The sequence below is a fragment of the Bdellovibrio sp. HCB209 genome (genome assembly GCF_047306065.1).
Taxonomy (GTDB): Bacteria; Bdellovibrionota; Bdellovibrionia; order Bdellovibrionales; family Bdellovibrionaceae; genus Bdellovibrio.
Genome location: NZ_CP178618.1, coordinates 1,026,040 through 1,042,340, shown reverse-complemented (window position 1 = coordinate 1,042,340; position 16,301 = coordinate 1,026,040). Strand labels below are relative to the sequence as shown.

The 16,301-nt window shown below is 44.7% G+C and carries 16 protein-coding genes; 6 read left to right on the top strand and 10 right to left on the bottom strand.

What is annotated here, in order from left to right; all coding sequences use genetic code 11:
- The first annotated feature begins 141 nt into the window (after nt 1-141).
- Together ACLVWP_RS05085 and ACLVWP_RS05080 are read left to right on the top strand one after the other, a co-directional pair.
- Entirely contained in the window at nt 142-1,464 is a 1,323-nt protein-coding gene (locus tag ACLVWP_RS05085; protein ID WP_413560460.1) for a C1 family peptidase, read from the top strand.
- Nucleotides 1,454-1,858: a hypothetical protein gene (locus tag ACLVWP_RS05080; RefSeq protein WP_413560459.1), complete on the top strand. Its 405-nt coding sequence runs from the start codon at nt 1,454-1,456 to the stop codon at nt 1,856-1,858. The genes ACLVWP_RS05085 and ACLVWP_RS05080 overlap by 11 nt, the downstream gene beginning before the upstream one ends.
- On the opposite strand, the gene ACLVWP_RS05075 is transcribed toward ACLVWP_RS05080, so the two are convergent.
- Complete coding sequence (locus ACLVWP_RS05075) at nt 1,855-2,568, bottom strand: SIMPL domain-containing protein (protein ID WP_413560458.1); 714 nt, start codon at nt 2,566-2,568, stop codon at nt 1,855-1,857. The genes ACLVWP_RS05080 and ACLVWP_RS05075 overlap by 4 nt on opposite strands.
- Before the next feature lie 131 nt (nt 2,569-2,699).
- Here ACLVWP_RS05075 and ACLVWP_RS05070 point away from each other — a divergent pair, with 131 nt between their 5' ends.
- Together ACLVWP_RS05070 and ACLVWP_RS05065 are read left to right on the top strand one after the other, a co-directional pair.
- Nucleotides 2,700-3,356 (top strand): OmpA family protein, encoded by a 657-nt coding sequence (locus ACLVWP_RS05070; protein ID WP_413560457.1) that lies wholly within the window; start codon nt 2,700-2,702, stop codon nt 3,354-3,356.
- Nucleotides 3,357-3,749: 393 nt separating this feature from the next.
- Nucleotides 3,750-5,432 (top strand): peptide ABC transporter substrate-binding protein, encoded by a 1,683-nt coding sequence (locus tag ACLVWP_RS05065; protein WP_413560456.1) that lies wholly within the window; start codon nt 3,750-3,752, stop codon nt 5,430-5,432.
- Here ACLVWP_RS05065 and ACLVWP_RS05060 read toward each other — a convergent pair.
- On the bottom strand, nt 5,429-7,609 hold the full coding sequence (locus ACLVWP_RS05060; protein ID WP_413560455.1) for a zinc-dependent metalloprotease: 2,181 nt from the start codon (nt 7,607-7,609) through the stop codon (nt 5,429-5,431). The two genes, ACLVWP_RS05065 and ACLVWP_RS05060, sit on opposite strands and share 4 nt — an antisense overlap.
- A 226-nt stretch (nt 7,610-7,835) precedes the next feature.
- The gene (locus tag ACLVWP_RS05055) at nt 7,836-8,321 is read right to left on the bottom strand and encodes a hypothetical protein (RefSeq protein WP_413560454.1); all 486 of its coding nucleotides are present in this window, start codon (nt 8,319-8,321) and stop codon (nt 7,836-7,838) included.
- A gap of 179 nt (nt 8,322-8,500) precedes the next feature.
- On the opposite strand from ACLVWP_RS05055, the gene ACLVWP_RS05050 reads away from it, so the two are divergent.
- Entirely contained in the window at nt 8,501-9,454 is a 954-nt protein-coding gene (locus ACLVWP_RS05050) for a lipid A deacylase LpxR family protein (protein WP_413560453.1), read from the top strand.
- Here the strand turns inward: ACLVWP_RS05050 and ACLVWP_RS05045 are convergent.
- The 6 genes from ACLVWP_RS05045 to ACLVWP_RS05020 form a co-directional block, all read right to left on the bottom strand.
- The gene (locus ACLVWP_RS05045; RefSeq protein ID WP_413560452.1) at nt 9,451-10,017 is read right to left on the bottom strand and encodes a hypothetical protein; all 567 of its coding nucleotides are present in this window, start codon (nt 10,015-10,017) and stop codon (nt 9,451-9,453) included. The genes ACLVWP_RS05050 and ACLVWP_RS05045 overlap by 4 nt on opposite strands.
- Nucleotides 10,014-11,033, bottom strand: coding sequence for a hypothetical protein (locus ACLVWP_RS05040; RefSeq protein WP_413560451.1), 1,020 nt, complete (start codon nt 11,031-11,033; stop codon nt 10,014-10,016). Before ACLVWP_RS05040 ends, ACLVWP_RS05045 begins: the two co-directional genes overlap by 4 nt.
- Nucleotides 11,024-11,674, bottom strand: a complete 651-nt coding sequence (locus ACLVWP_RS05035; RefSeq protein WP_413560450.1) for a hypothetical protein — start codon at nt 11,672-11,674, stop codon at nt 11,024-11,026. The genes ACLVWP_RS05040 and ACLVWP_RS05035 overlap by 10 nt, the downstream gene beginning before the upstream one ends.
- 175 nt (nt 11,675-11,849) lie before the next feature.
- Nucleotides 11,850-12,887: a CapA family protein gene (locus ACLVWP_RS05030; protein ID WP_413560449.1), complete on the bottom strand. Its 1,038-nt coding sequence runs from the start codon at nt 12,885-12,887 to the stop codon at nt 11,850-11,852.
- An 86-nt stretch (nt 12,888-12,973) separates the two neighbouring features.
- Nucleotides 12,974-14,038 carry a substrate-binding domain-containing protein gene (locus ACLVWP_RS05025; RefSeq protein ID WP_413560448.1) on the bottom strand — a complete coding sequence of 355 codons (1,065 nt, stop codon included), beginning with the start codon at nt 14,036-14,038 and terminating at the stop codon, nt 12,974-12,976.
- Nucleotides 14,039-14,050: 12 nt separating this feature from the next.
- Entirely contained in the window at nt 14,051-14,320 is a 270-nt protein-coding gene (locus ACLVWP_RS05020) for a hypothetical protein (protein WP_413560447.1), read from the bottom strand.
- Between the two features lie 52 nt (nt 14,321-14,372).
- Here ACLVWP_RS05020 and ACLVWP_RS05015 point away from each other — a divergent pair, with 52 nt between their 5' ends.
- Nucleotides 14,373-15,056, top strand: coding sequence for a nitroreductase family protein (locus ACLVWP_RS05015; protein WP_413560446.1), 684 nt, complete (start codon nt 14,373-14,375; stop codon nt 15,054-15,056).
- Here the strand turns inward: ACLVWP_RS05015 and ACLVWP_RS05010 are convergent.
- Entirely contained in the window at nt 15,053-16,237 is a 1,185-nt protein-coding gene (locus ACLVWP_RS05010) for a hypothetical protein (RefSeq protein WP_413560445.1), read from the bottom strand. The genes ACLVWP_RS05015 and ACLVWP_RS05010 overlap by 4 nt on opposite strands.
- Between the last annotated feature and the right edge of the window lie 64 nt (nt 16,238-16,301).

Sequence of the window (16,301 nt, the reverse complement as noted above, 5' to 3'; positions counted from 1 at the left end):
CTTGGTATTAGAGGCTAAAGGAGTCGCTGTTCTTTGACTAGGGAATTCCAATCTCCCGTTGCTTCATTTATATTCAAAAATGTTAATCTTTTCAGGAGTTTTGGCCTCACCAGATCTTTCACCGCGGCCGATAGGAAAACCATGAAATTTGCGATTTTTCTGAGCTTGTCACTACTTACCAACATCGCCCTGGCCCAAATCAATCCACTTCTGGGTATCAGTTGCGCCGACTCTGAAATTCAAGACTTTTACGATGTCATCAAAGACAGCTACGACAAAACGGATTCCTCGCGAACCATCACAACGTTTCGTCAGCAAATTAAGAAATGCGGTAAAAACGCAAAAGATCTTCTTTACGTCGATGATGAATTTCTAGGTTCAATGGCTAAGGAATCTCAAAAGCGTCAATTTCTGCGCATCAAAGAAGATATCGATAAAGGCGCTCAGTATGGAGACATCAGCGAGTTTGAAAAAGAGTTCGCTGACTACTCAAAAAAAATAGGCTTCAACGATTACGAAAGTTACCTTGCCGAGCAAAAGAAACAAGCAAGTTCAGCGTCCGCTTACGAACGTAAAGCCTGCACACCCGTCGATATTCGAAAAGACATGCCCCCCGTTCGTAATCAGGACTCTACCGGTTGGTGCTATGCCTTTAATGCCGCTGATCTCGCTTCCTACAAGTTAAAGAAAAATATTTCGGCTGCAGATATTGCCCTTGAGAATCAAGATAACTGGATCGATGCATTGGATCGCTCTTACAATAAAAAGTCTCCCGTTGATCTAACCGGTGGCTTCACCAATGCAGCTCTTAAAAAGTCACTTAAAACTGGCTTCTGCTTAGAGAGCGATCTACCAAGCGAAGACAATAGCAGCGGAGACTTTGCACAGACCTTACGCTCTATCGACAGCCAAGGCCGCGCCAAAATCGCCTCCGGCAGTTTATCTTGCGGTGAGCTTTACGAAACATCGAAGACCCTCTTTCCGTCGGCAACGCTTACGGACCTACGCAGTGTCCTTGAAATCTCGTCCAAAGCTAACTTCACTAATAATCTAAGAGAGAAGACCTGTAAGAATCGCATCAAAGCGGACTTCACAGTTGAAAACTTCTATATAAAAAACGACGCCGGAGGAAATACTCCTGGCAGTACCCAAGAGCGCAAAGCTGCAAACATCATCGACGAACAGATCTCTGCCAAGAATCCCGTCAGTCTTTACATTGATGCTAACGCGTTCTATGACCGCCGTGCACCTGCAACAAATCAAGACAACATTGGCGCCCATGCAGTTACGGTCGTAGGACGCAGATTTAATGAAAAATCGGGACAGTGCGAGTACCTGCTCCGCAACTCTTGGGGAACCGGCTGCTCTAGCTACGACAAATCCTATCAATGCGAAAATGGCAACTTCTGGATGAAAAAAACCGACATGCTTCGCCGTACAGGAGGAGTTACTTATGTTAAGTAGTTTGATCATCGGCTTAACTTTGTTGGCTCACGCTGAATCGCCTTTAAAGTGCGAAAAAGGCACTCTGCGCGAAACTACAGACGGCAAGACAACAGAAATGTCGCAAACATATTGCTACAATCAAGACAAAAACATCTTAGCCTCCCCTTCCTGCAAGAAGCTTGATTGTTCGATTGCCTTTAATACAAAAAAGAAAATGTCAGCAGCAAAGCTGCAAAACACCACCAGCAATCCTGGGTTCAATATTTGTCGTGAGCTTGAGGGAAAACCACAGATCGTGGAATTTAAGGTGGGAGCTGACTGGCACCGACTGGATCGTTGTACTTTTAAAGACGGATCCTTCGTCAGCACCAGTGAGTTGGTGGGGTTCTATTTAAAACCCCTTCGTGATTAATTAATTTCGTATTCTGCTGTTACTTCGATACGCACTTTGATTTGGCCAGCACTTAGTTCGGTAGGTGCTGAATCAGCCATCGCTTTCATCGCAAAGTTACGCACCATCGGCATTGGTGGTTGGATCGCAGAAGCTCCGTGAGAGATTCTTGCCACACCTTTGATTTTTACGCCTGCTGCTTTTGCAATCTCTTCAGCTTTTACTTTGGCAGCACGAACAGCATCACCCAAAGCGGCCACTTCGGCTTGCGAACGTTTGTCTGAATCCCAGTTGATAGAATTCACGTTAACACCAAAGTCTTTCGTTTGCTTATCAGTGACCAAAGCATCCAAGAACGGCCCTGCGTCATCAACTTTGCGAAGTGTTACCATCAATGATTGCACCACACGGAAACCCACCATTTTGTTGGTTTGTGTTTTCTGATCGTAAACGTATTCAGGATTCAAAGCGTAGTTATCCGTTTGAATGTCTTCTTTCTTAACTTTGAAATCGTCGAAAACTTTTTTAACTTGTTTGAACTGCGTAGCTGCTGCTTGTTGAGCCGCCTTTGCTGTTTGGGCCTTACTCCAAACCTCAACAGTCATGCTCACCATATTAGGATCCATACCTTTTTCAGATGTTCCGTTCACGACGATCATACGGTCTGCTCCTTGGGCGAAACCGGCCCATAGTGTGACAGTCATAAGTAGTGTTCCAAACATTTTAACCATTTTAACGCTCCTTCGTTTTTAAATCCCTCTCAGAATAAAACAAAACATATATGAGCTCCAGAACCATTGACGGATATCCTGCAGCTTGGCAAAATCTGTCTATTCGCATAAAAAATGAAGGAGTATTTCTAATGAAAAGAATCGTTCTTATCGGAACTGCAGTGGCAATGATCGCTACTGGATGCGCAACTGCTAATGAAAATCCAAATGCAGCCAAAGGTGCTGGTATCGGTGCCGCAATTGGTGCTGTAGCTGGTGCAGTTATCGGTCACCAAACAGGTCGCCGTAACGAAGGCGCGTTGATTGGTGCTGCTCTTGGTGGTGGTATCGGCGCTGGCGTTGGTCACCGCATGGACAAACAAGCTAAAGAACTTGCGAAAATCGCTGAAACAAAAAGAACTGAAGAAGGTTTGATCACTAAATTGAAATCAGACATCTTGTTCGATACTGGTAAATCAAACTTGAAACCAGCGGCTCAATCTAGCATCGCAGAACTTGCACAAATCATGAAAAAGTACCCAGAAAACGTACTGACTGTTCGTGGTTACACTGACGACACTGGTTCAGCTATGAAAAACAACCCACTTTCTAAAGACCGTGCTGAATCCGTTCGCGCACAATTGATCATGGGTGGTGTTCCTGCTGACACAATCACTTCAGTTGGTATGGGCGCTGCGAATCCAGTTGATCCAGGTAAAACAGCTGAAGCACGTTCAAAAAATCGCCGTGTTGAAATTGAAATCACTGTTGATCAAACAAAAGTTCCAAAACAAGCTAACAACAACTAGCTGAGTTTCCCTCTGACTCACAAAAGAGCAGAGTAAAACTTTAAAAGATCACTCAAAAACCACCAGACAAACCCCTGGTGGTTTTTTTATTTGCATGATCCCCATCATAAACAAGACTGGGGAATCGTCTCACACTGGCCGATCTTCATCTGATTCCTCAAGCTTTCTTGATATAATATCTGTGTAGCACGTAGTTAGGTTTTCGTTTCGGGAGTTCCTCTCTCCCCCGAACTGTGCGCGGCCCCCTACATGTCTCCATCCTGTGGGGGGCTTTTTTGAAAATCATCTTTTGGGGAGGATTTGTTCGTAACAAAGTTAATCGTGCATCTGCAAATGACCGTTTAACCAGAATAAGTTCTCCCCATCTTTGCTAAAGCATTTTATGATGACTCCATGAAAAACAAAATCTCTGCGAAATTGCTTCTTGGTTCATTGATTTTCACAAGCTCTCCACTTGCTCTTGCCGCACCCAAGGATGAGCTGCGTATCGCAGTGAACGCTGAGTTTGATACCATCCATCCTATCGTTAACACGATGGCCGCCGGCGGTTTGATTCAAGATGCGATCATGCGCCCCTTGGTTATGATTACTCCCGATGGAAAGGCTCAAGCAGAGCTGATCAAAGAAATCCCTACGATTGAAAATAAAAAAGCCCAGATTTTTTCTGATAAAACAGGCAAACACCTTAAAGCTGAGATCGAGTTTATCGAAAATGCGAAATGGGGTGATGGCACTCCTGTGACATGTAAGGATTTAGAGGCCGGATGGAAAATTGGTGGCAACGAGCTGGTTGCAACTCCCAATCGTGATGACTATGCCAATGTAAAAGACATCGTTATCGATAAAACCAACTTAAAAAAATGCACGGTCATTTTTGATAAACCTCAGTACAACTTTTATGTTTCATTTCCCCGCCTGCTTCCGGCGCATTTAGAAATGTCCGTTTTCGAAAAATACAAAGGCAAGGTGCTTTCTTATGAACGCAATTCCCTCTATGCGACAAAGATCACTGAGCCCGGTCTTTATAACGGACCTTACCGTGTCACTGAAATAAAACCAGGCAGTCACGTGGTCTTAGTTCCCAATGATAAGTTCTATGGCAAAAAACCGTATTTTAAGAAAGTCATTTTCAAGTTCATCCTCAATTCCACATCCATGGAAGCAAACTTGATCAGTGGAAATGTGGACATGACTTCATCATCAGGCATGAGCTTCGATCAAACCTTAGCTTTCGAGAAAAAGGTCAAATCCCAAAACCTTCCGTATGAAGTGAAGTATGTTGCGGGATCGATGTATGCCCATATCGAATTGAATCTCGATAATTCAATCCTGAAAGACCTGAAAGTCCGCCAGGCACTGAACTACGCCTTTAACCGCGCAGAAATGGCAAAATCCTTCTTTGATGGCAAACAACCACCCGCACTCCACTTCTCCACTCCATTTGATGAATGGTACACGGATGATCCAAAGATCATCACGCTTTATCCTTACAGTCGCATGAAGGCCCAACGCCTGCTGGACGATGCTGGTTGGAAAATGGGAGCAGATGGTTACCGCTATAAAGACGGCAAAAAAATGAGCCTGACGATGACGAACGTCGCCGATAACAAAATGAATGAAATGATCGCGGTGTACTTGCAGAATCAATGGAAGCAACTGGGGTTAGAAGTCGTTCTTAAAAGCTTCCCCGCGCGAGTATTTTTCGGCGAGATCTTACGCCAAAGAAAATTCGAAATGGCAGCGCTCACTTGGGTGAACTCTCCGAATATGGTTCCAGCGGGCACGATGAGCTCAGAGATGGTTCCATCACAAGGCAACGGCTGGGCCGGACACAATCGCTCTGGTTGGAGAAATAAAGAAGTCGATAAGCTTTTGATTCAAGCCATCGAAGAGTTCGACAAAACCAAGCGCACAGAAGCTATGCGCAAAGTTTTAAAGCTGTATACGGAAGAGCTCCCGCAGTTGCCAAGCTACTATCGCTCCAACACCTCGATCATCCCTAAAGGTTTTAAGGGTTACGAGATGTCAGGGCATAACAACAGCGAGTATCTGCGAATTGAAAACTGGCACTTCTAAAGAAGTGCCCCTTCTCTCCATCCAGCGTTTCTAAGCTTACTCATATCGATAGTCTTCTTAACGCTTTCAGCGGCCTCGGAGCTATCTAGCTTTTTGGCCTTTGCCAAAAATCCTTGAAAGATAATTTCCGTATCTGCGGCACTAAATCCAATCTTAGAGATTTCCTCTTTCAATTTCGGATAATTCAGAACCAAGTTTTCAAAGTAGTTTGGCGCCACCGACACATTCGGATTTAACGAAGCCAAAAACTTCGTCATGCCGCCGACATCTTTTAGATCTTGAGTGATCTTAGCGTCACCAGGTGGGTTCGATGCATTTGAAAAAGTTGGCGTAGATCCAGAGAACATACTCATCGATTTCAGATACTCCGGAACGATATCGTCCGGAATCAAAAGTAGTTGAGTTTTTTCTGTAGTATACAATTTTGCGGCTATACCAACGCTTGGGTCAAAGTTGAGTAACCCCGGCGCCATCATGCTTGCACCATATGAAGCGATAAACTGCTTACTCATCTTCAGTGCCAATAATGCCATATCTACAGATCGAGCAGCGGCCTCTAAGTTCTTTTCTCTTTCTTCGACAAAGACATTTTTGAAAGTATCTTGTCTTGCGCAGCCTAAAATTTGGCGCTCAGCCACTGTAGCCGTCAAAATATGTTCATCAGAGCAATACATATTTGCCGTGCGCTGAACCTCGACACCTTTATAGGCCCAATCAATGGCCATCTGATCGTAAGGGAAAATACCAGTCTTCATATAGTCACCAACGATAGCACTTTGCCTAGCTGGGAAATAGTCCATCACTGAGCTAGTCAAAGCCACAGGTTTGCTGTTGTCGCCTTTTCTAAAGCGCGCCAAGGACTCTTTGATTTCCTGATCAGAGGCCGGCGCATTCAAAGTGCCCGAAAAATTATGACGAAGACCCATTACGTGGCCCAATTCATGGGAAATCACTTCAGTCAGAGTGTTCACCTGATTCATGACTTTCGGAGAAGCGGCAACATCACAGAATCCTTGCAAAGCCTTCACCGCATTGAACTCAGCAAACTCATCAGGCTGACCGTCTTCTTTATATTTTTTGTCGGCAGTAAATGTTGTCGTCAAATAGACATAACCACGCAACGACTCGCCCGTCATCGGATCAAATTGGACGCCTGCAAAAGCGCCAAAGCCTTGATCCCAACGCACCCAACGAACAACGATGGAGCGATCTGCCTGAGCACCATCCTGAACTCGTGTGCTGCTTAACTGCAAAAGCTCTTTACCGAAAATGCGATTCCAATACTGCAACGAGATCGTCAACGCAGGTTTCAAATGCTCTGGGAAATTATCATCAATCATCACCTGGATAGGTCCTGACTTGTCAGAGATATCCCAACGCGCGATCTGAGCTTCCGCCACTTTGTACATATCAGCGGCAGGTCGCTTATTTAAAAAGAATCCGAAGCGCTGTTGTTCATCCTGAAGCTTGGGCTTAAATGACTCGTTCAATTGATAAGGTTTGATCTCGATAACCAAGTTCGCAGCCTGGTCCAATTCTGTCGGGATTTCCCCAAGCATAGCTGCTGACTTTTTATCTGCATCAGACAACTTTGCATCAAATGGAACAGTCATACGCAAGTTCTGACTGATATAAATCGAGTTGTTCTGAAGCGACAACGTCTTAACGAATGAGTCCTTTACTTTAAGGGAGCGATCCATCTTTTGCATCGCCATTTCGTGTTCCATCGGATACAGGGACGGAAGGAAGATATCCAGGCCGTCTTTATTGTCGATGCTTTTAAAGCCTTGGCCTAAATCAAAAACCACTTCATCACTGTTTTCACTGATGACTTGAAATGATTGAAGCAGAACGTCTGCACTTACATCCGTTTGTACATCAGACACCGTACGATCATAAACGGCCATACGATCGCCGCTTTTATCAAAAGATACGATTCGGCTTTTCAAAAAACTAGGTGCCGAAGCACGTGTCGACATCGTTAATGTCGGCATCATTAAAAACAGCTTCCCTAATGATGACTTTTTGAAGGTCACCGTATTTTTATTAACGGCTGCGGAAGATTGGATTTGTGCGGGAGGAAGCTTTTCCTCGATTCGCACTGTTTCTTTAGTACAAGCAGCAAGTAGACTTGTGCACAACAGAACAGCTACAGACGTACGACTGAAAATCCGCATGATCGCTCCTTATAGGCACGCAAAAGCCCCCTGTCTAAAAACGAGACAGTGGGACCTTAAATGGCGGCACTTGTAAGCCGTACTACCATTTAATGCGAGCTAAATTATCGAAGAGCTAAGTTTGCAAGATGGGCACCACGACGGTGCGAATGAATCCCAGATTTTGGGCAAAAAAAAAGCCCGCTAGAAGCGGGCTTTTTAAGCTATTCCAATTTAACTAAAATAATTAGTTAACAGATGCGTTGTCGCAAGTTGGAACTGTGTAAGCTTTAACGAAAGCAAGTTTCGCTGGTTGGTTTTGACCAACTTGAGTGTAAACTTTAACGTTAACAGTCATTGGGTAAGTACCAGTGTAAGTAACGTCTTTGCAAACTGTTTTGTCACCTTTAGTTTGGTCACAGAAAGATTCAGTTTGAGTGTAGTTGATTGGAGTAGAAAGAACTTCAGAACCAACAACTTTGAAGTGAGTTGGACCATCAGAAGAAAGTGTGTAGTTTTCAACGATGTCTACTGGTTTAAGAGTTTGAAGTTTGTCACCGTTTTTGCAAACGAATGTATAATCAATAGCGCGGCCCATGTATACAGCTGGAGCTACGATTTGATATGGACCTTTAGCAGCAAAGATTTCTTCCCAAGAAGAGTTTGCAGAGATAGCAGCGTTTGCAGATTGGCCAACGATAAGAGCAGCGATAGCAAGGATCATGTGTTTCATGTTTTCTCCTGTTAATGGATTACGTTTTTGTTGTGGCGCCATAAATGCCGCCTTTAACGCAGAAAGACAATCCATTTTTCTACGCCGCGTAAATTTCACTGAATTTATGAAATCTTTGCAGTAAGTGCTGCTTTTTTATACCGTTCATATTACGAAGTTCTAATTAATTACGAGGACTTGTGACTTCAAAGAATTGTTTGGTCATTATTTTATCTGTATTTCTTCTGCCTATATTTTCAGCACACGCTGAAGATCGCGGAAGACAGATTATTTTAGATATAGGTAACGACTATTTCACAGGCCCAGAACACACAGATCGCCATCTCACGAACAATATTTCTGTCGGCGCAATCACTCCAGGACTCTTTGATTTATTAGATCACTACGAGGATCGCTTCTCTGAATCACAGAGCGTGTACTCAAGCTTTGCTCTGTCTCAATTTATCTATACTCCTGAAGACACGGAAGCCACGATCCCCGATCCTGCGGATCAGCCCTACGCTGGCTGGCTCTTTATGACAGCAGGCCTAGCTGTGCGAGAGGACAGCACTCTGAATATGTTCGCTCTAGATTTGGGTGTTGTCGGTCCTGCGGCTCTGGGTGAGGAAACTCAAAACTTTTATCATCGTTTGATTGGTGTCGATCAATCCAATGGTTGGGACTATCAGCTGCACAATGAGTTCGGTATCAACGTCAAAATCAAACAAGCCATTATGCCTTATCGCTATGAGGGCAGTGCTGATTCAGATTTCATTTACTTCTATGGCGGTTCTTTAGGGAACGTCGATACACACTTAGAAGTCGGTGCTTTGCTTCGCTGGGGCTATAACATTCCAGATGATATGGGTTACAGAGCCAGCAGCGGGAGTACAGAAGGATTCTCTCTATTCGGCGTTATTCGCGGTTATGAAAAAGTGGTCGCACGAGATATCTTCTTAGATGGAAACTCAGATGGCGAAAGTGCCTCTGTTGAAAAACGTCCTCTGGTCACGGCTGGAAGTATTGGTGCAGTTATGCGTATCGAGGACTTTGAGCTTACGTACAGTTATGAAATGAGTACGAAGCGCTTTAAAACTCAATCCTCTGCAGATTCCCGCGGGAATATTTCTTTAAGCTATCAACGTGGTTTTTAGAACGAATAGCTGACAGCTAAGACCGTGTTCACTGTTCCTAAGAAAACAAATACTGGCTTCACATCCCCATTCGTTTCACGGGAAGCGCTATAGAAATTTGCAATCGCAATCAAAGAGTGAGTCACGACGCGAATCCAACGACGAGATTCGCGCTTTTCTTTTTCCTTTTCAAGATAGCGTTGCAAGATACGGTTTTTCTCTTGAGCGGAGATATTTGAGTGCTCCAGGGCATAGAAGAAAGAATCGTATTCATTCCCCGTCCAATAGTGACTTGCTCCCAAACCAATGGCTGCAATCCCCACTGTCGAAGTGATCGCATAGACAGAACGACTTAAAGCATCTTCGGATTGGTCGTAACCAACAACCCCACCGATGGCAGCGATACCGCCCGAGATCATATAGCTTAATCCCAAGCGTTCATCTTCCTCTTGCTGTTCTTTTACGAACTTTCCGAATTGAGACCACTCAGGCAAACCTTGATAGTGAGCATCGCCGCTCATAAAGGCCTGGGCTTGAGATGTCGTGAAAACGATGAATGATAAAACCAGCAGAAGTGATCTCATAGAGTCACCCCAAAGGAGATATACACTCCGCTGTCATCATCTTCACCCCAGTAGGAAAGACCACTGGTGATATTTCTGAACGCCAACAGGAATCCCGCAGAGTGATCGCGCTGACCACCGCTTAAAGCCAATTGTAGGATACCGATCTTATAAGCCATAGCTCCACGGATCGCTTCTTGCCAGTGTTCTGTATCAGAACTGACAGCACCTTGCAGACCGACCTCTAAGACACCAAAGCCCACTGGTGGCTTGATTGAGGCACCTAACAAGCCTTGCGGCTTCACTGGGTACTGATCTGATTTATTGTTCGAAAAACCCCACTGCGAAAACATCGCTGATATTTGAGGCTTCCAAATTTCATCTTCCCAGGCATAGACAAAGCCTGATTCGACGAAAAATAAATCTTGAGTGCGTGCACGGAAGATTTCTTCAGAGTCACCTGCTAACGCTTCGGTCAGCATAATGTAGTTACCCACATATCTAACGTGAGAGTAACGCAGCTGAATCCCCGCATAGAAATTACGACTCACATAGGACGAGAACTGCAATTTAAAACTCTGCTCTTCGGCCGCGACGAAATTCATCGCAGGTAAAGAGGAGTTATGGATGTCATTGTAAAACACCAGACGATAAGGTTCTGCGGAAAAGCCCCAGGTGCGAGCTTGGAAGGAAGCTTCTAATGAAGCCTCTGCTTGTGTCGCGTCTCTGCGAGAGAATATTTTTGCAACCTGAGCTGGAGTGGCCTTGCCATCAACCATGTCGTTGACGTCACTTAAGTAATCCATATTGGTTCCCAAAAAAAGATCACTATCAAAACGCTTCTGATCTTTTTTTGCGATATAGGCAGGATTGCACGGAAGTCCGCGCTCAATACTATCCATCGAATAACAAGCACTGCCAAAAGTTCTAAATAGGAATCGCGTGCCACCGTCGCGTAAATACGCTGGCAGTGCACCGGCATAAGCCGTGCTTGCCATTAGCAAAGATAAGAACAACACTCCCCTAACTAGAAGCATTGTTCCCCCTTAGGGATCTTCACTTGTTTCATTTGGATTTTCACATCATCCAATTGTTCGCGGTATTGGCGAAGCTCTTCTTGTTTTTTCGGGAAAGCTAATTCGATGTCGGTGCCGAGTTTATCTAAAACTCCAAAGACACGTTCCGCCCAATCCCACCAAGGCTGAATGTCTTTAGTGCAAATTTTTTTAGAAGTGCTATTAAAACGAAGATCCCACTGCTGAACACCATCACCGACATTGCGCTTAAGAACCACCACTCGCAGCATCGCACTGTAAAGACGTGCGCCCGAGTTATCGGTCTCAGACAAGATCTTGACGGCCTTATCTAAATCCAAACGACCATCTTTTGACACATTCGGAACTTGCTCCCATTGTGCTAAGAAGGCTTCCAAACTTTTGACGGTTTCGTTGGTTTGTTCTGAAAAATTAAGACCCGAGAGCTGCAAACGCATCTGAGGTTCGTGCTTAACTGCGATGAAATTATAGATGTTTTCAATCTTGATTCCGGCACGCGCTGCATACGCAGACGCTAAGGCCATACGCACTTGTGGATGAGGATCTTGCTTTAAAAGATCTTCGAAGTATGCGATCCCTTGGTCATAGTTATGCGCATCGAGGTAATCGAAACCTCGATTCATTTTATCTTCGCGTGTCTCCGGCTTTTGGGAGTTACACGAAGCTAGCATGACCAATAAAAGTAGGAAGGGTATCCAGCGCATAGTGGTGGGCATATTAATGCCAGGATCACGATAGATAAACAGGACAAAGCAAGACTGACGTTATTTCATAACTGTCAAAAAATCAGACAGTTTCTTAGCGTGGATAAATCATGTTTGTCGTTGCATCGAACAACGGCGAAGTGCCTCTAAAATCCTGATAAGACAGACTTTGCATCAACTTAAACGCAGCCTTTGTTTTATCATAGACCACGCCGACTTCGCGGTTTTGTACAAAAGATGTAATGGAGCCTTTTTGGAATTTTCCTTGAGCATCCAATTTAGCTAGCAACAGAGGAGCTAGGCCCGCAGTTCCCTGCACGCTGATACCTCTTTCCGTCGCGAAATTGCCCAGGGAGTAAACCACCAAGTGCCCTTTATAAACTTCCAAGCCACGTGGCACGTGAGGCCCGTGCATCAAGATCAAGCTTGCCCCGGCATCGATCGCGCCTCTGGCAAAGGCTACGGAGTTTCCGCGGTTTTCACCCATGTAATATTCGACCTGATTTGAGGTATTCAGGGCGTTGCCACCCTCAGCACCCGCATGGGAGGAAACGATCACGATATCGAATTTGCGTTTCAACTCGCGGATCTCTTGAAATGTTTTTTCAGGAGCAGAAATACTGCGAGCTCCTGGGTAATAATCGGTAGCAATCAATGCCACACGAATACCACGAACGTTGAAAGTCGCGACCTCACCGCCTCTTTTAGTCGAGTATTGGATCTGGTAAGAGCGCAGAGTTTGTTGAGTGGAGTAAAGACCTTGAGAGCCAAAATCCATTGCGTGGTTATTAGCTAAGCTCACGACGTTAAATCCTGCATCTGCCAGGGTGCGACCAAACTCAGTAGGTGTACGGAAGAGATGGCGATTGGCACCCTCCCCTTTAGATCCCGCACCTTTGGAACCATCAAAGAAGGTTCCCTCGAAGTTTGCAAAACGAATATCGCCCGTTTTAATATAGTCTTGAGAAAAGCGGAAAAGCTTACGACCTTGATCATTCGGTAGTTTGTCTGTGGGATAATCAGTCCCCATCATCACATCACCCACCGCTGAAATCGTCACGAAGGACTCCTCAGCTGCGAAGGCGTGAATAGAAAAACTTAAGAACGTAAGTGCGATTAAAAGTGCTTTCATTGCAGACCAGTTATACTAGATGCTACATCTGTTGGCCTCCGAAGCGTTCACTCAGAGCAGTAATTTCAAGCTTGTCTAATTTTTTGTCAGTGCTTTTTGGGATACCAGATATTCATATAGGTATTTTGGTAATCGAGACGCTCTTCGATATCGCTGCCTTTGAGACTGTCTAAATATTTTTTACTTACAACGATCAATTCGGACTGAAAATAGCTGGGAGCCTCGCCTGCGAAGGCTCGATTCAGTTCATCGGCTAATTGCCAGCCCTGCATTTTTAAAGGTTCTGCGATTGTTACCAGTTGAGTGGCTTTTAATGTGCGAATACGGTCCACCGCTTCCTCGGAACCATCTCCTGCTGCAATCCCCACCACATCATCGCGTTTTACGTCCTTAAGGGAACTCGCCATATTATCAAAATAGATATCGTTGATCGCGATCGTGTGAGTCCATGTTTTACCGAACTTCTGATTCCACGCCTTTACTAAATGAGCGATCTCACTATCTGACTTAGCAATGGACAAATCTTCGACTTCTAAAAGTTTAAAGTCTGCCATGCCCTCGATGTTTTTCTTCATCGCCAAAGTTTTGGCTGTTGCGACCGCGAAATCTCGATCCGTCAAAATAATCACGCCACCACTTTTTGCCCCAAAGCTGGTAAGTTGTTTTGTGGCTGTATTTGCAACGTCGATAGGATCTGTCGTGACATTGAAAAATAAATCCGGAGTAGCACCTGATTTCGAAGCCGCATGCCAGCCCACGGTTTTTACACCGAGCTTACGCAATTTTTTTAGTTCACTTCTAAAGTCAGCTCCGTCGAATCCACCAATAACAATGCCATCAAATGATTTGTCTTTGAGCTTTTTAAGCTCTTTGGCAGCTAAAGATCGATTGCCGACACAATCAACTACTTCGACTTTCCATTTTAATTGTTTGGCCGCCTGAGCGAAAGAATCATTTACGGCTTTCACACCGCCATTGCGTAAGTTCGAGGCTAAGAACATTATTTTCTTATTCGCCTGCGCTGGTGGACCGTCTTCAATTTGCGCATGAGACACTGCCGTGACAAGAACAGCAACTGCGATCAACACCGCACGCGCAGCCACATCAAGAATTCTTGTCTGTCGAGAGGCAGATAAAACCCATTCCAACATAAGTCTATTTTCTCATAGCATTTTCTTAAGTTCAGCTTGATCTTCGGCACTGGCAGGAATCAGCCATTCAGCAGGAACATGTTCAGTCACATAAGCCCAAGATTGTTTCAACATGGGTTTTGCCAATGGCTTTTTATGGAGATCTTTAAGCAAGTTCAAATGACGTAACAAAATCGTCCGAGTGGGTTTATAAAAACCCTCATCGTCTGTCCCGGCGTTGGTAATGTCTTCTGACTCTTCGGCCTTCTTAATAAGATCCAAAAAGAATTGTTCTAAACTCATAGTCTTATTCAAACTTATTGCCAGAAGAAAAGCTAGACGATCTAATAATCACATGGAATTTTTTGACGCCGTTCGTGCCCGCCGTAGTATTCGCAAGTACACTCCTGACATTGTCCCCAATGAAGTGATGGAACAAGCTCTGGATGCGGCCCTGTTAGCACCCAACTCTTCCAACATGCAGACATGGCGAATTTATTGGATCCATGAAACAGAAACTAAAAAGAAAATTGCACACGCCTGCATGAATCAAGGGGCCGCTCGTACCGCACAGGAATTGGTTGTTTTTGTAGCAGATCCTTCCACATGGAAGGTTGCTCAGGAAGCAAACCTTAAGCACTTAGGGCCTAATGCTCGTAAAGACGTCATCACCTATTACAAAGTTCTGATGCCATTCTTGTATTCGTGGCGATTCCTAGCCCCTGTGAAGTGGCTGGTCTTTAATATTATGGGCCTGATAAAGCCCGTGGTGCGTAAGCCTTGGTCGTCCCGGGATATCTCTGAGGTCGCCGTTAAATCAACCGCTCTGGCGTCAGAGAACTTTATGCTAGCCATCAGTGCTCAAGGATATGATACCTGCCCGATGGAGGGCTTCGATGAGCGCAGAGTTAAGAAAATTCTTAAGCTTTCCTGCCGCGCCAGTGTAGTCATGATTATTTCAGTGGGTAAAAGAGATGAAGGCGGATTAGCAGGCGAAAGATTCCGCCTGCCTAAAGAAATGGTTATTAAAAAGATCTAAGATGCAAAGACAGAGGCGCACATAACCGGGCGTCTCAAGATATGAGTCTTGTAAGCGATGGACTTCATGATATCCACAAAGCGGAAAGCCATTGCTTTAAATGAACCCTTCACATCACCGAACTCAATACGAACAAAACCTTTAACCACAGGTGACACCGTTACACGAATCAATGAGTGACGTTCAAATTTATTTGTATAAGTCAAAAGGTCCGCCAAAGGTGGTGGAGGTAAACCAATGTTACTGCTAAAGCCCGCTTGGAAATACTCTGGCGAGTTCATGCTGTAACCCGGAATCGCTGGAGGATAGAACGAGAAACCTTTCAAAGTTTCTGCGCCTTCTCTGTGGGCCATTGTCATACCCACTTTTGCTTCAGCACCAATAAGAGAAATTGCAGCTTTGGTGTTATCGAACTTTTCTGTGTTGTGGAATAGTTCAAATACGAAGGCTCTCTTTGCTTTATTATAAGCCAAAGCGAAACCGACTTCCTCAGCACCGCCGGCGCCCTTTTTCAAAACACCTGACTCTGCCACGATACCCACAGAAACACTCAGACCGAATTCATTAGAGTCGATCAACAGAGGAGCTTGTGACCAAAGCTTGTAGTCCATGCCTTTCAAAACACTGAGGATCGCTTGATCACTTCTTTGTTTGAAAGTCATTTGTACTTTAGGCTCTTGCGGAGTGTTTTTACCGAATACTTTTTTAACGTTCGTTTTAACGAAGCTAAAACCGTTACCAACCAAACTACCCGCACCGAAAGCAAACTTCGTGGAGCTCAAGATTCTGGCAGCGTTCGTTAGATAGTGAATACGCATTTCTTTAAAGCGCTCTTTATTTTCAGCACTCAAATGCTCATAGGCTTCCATAGGATTGACGTTTTCAATCTTACCACCACGGGCAAGGATCTCGGCCTTTACCTTGTCAGGAAGATTTAAACCCAAGGCTTCTTTCATCACTTCCACATCGGGATAAGCATCCAATGTGAAGGACTTGCCTTCAGAGATACGGATCTCGGTATGCTCCCCTTGAAGGACCTTTGCAGATTCCAGGGTCTTTTCAACCAATTCCGTTTCAATAGTATCCTGGGACGGCTTTTCCTCTGCAAATGCAGAAAGCGCATAGAAGGCCGGAACCAGCATCAACGTAATATATAAGATAAAACGAACTGTATTTTTCATAATCACGGCGTATTAAGCAAATTGAGGACCACTAGTTTTAATCGTTAACTCGTTGAAACCACGT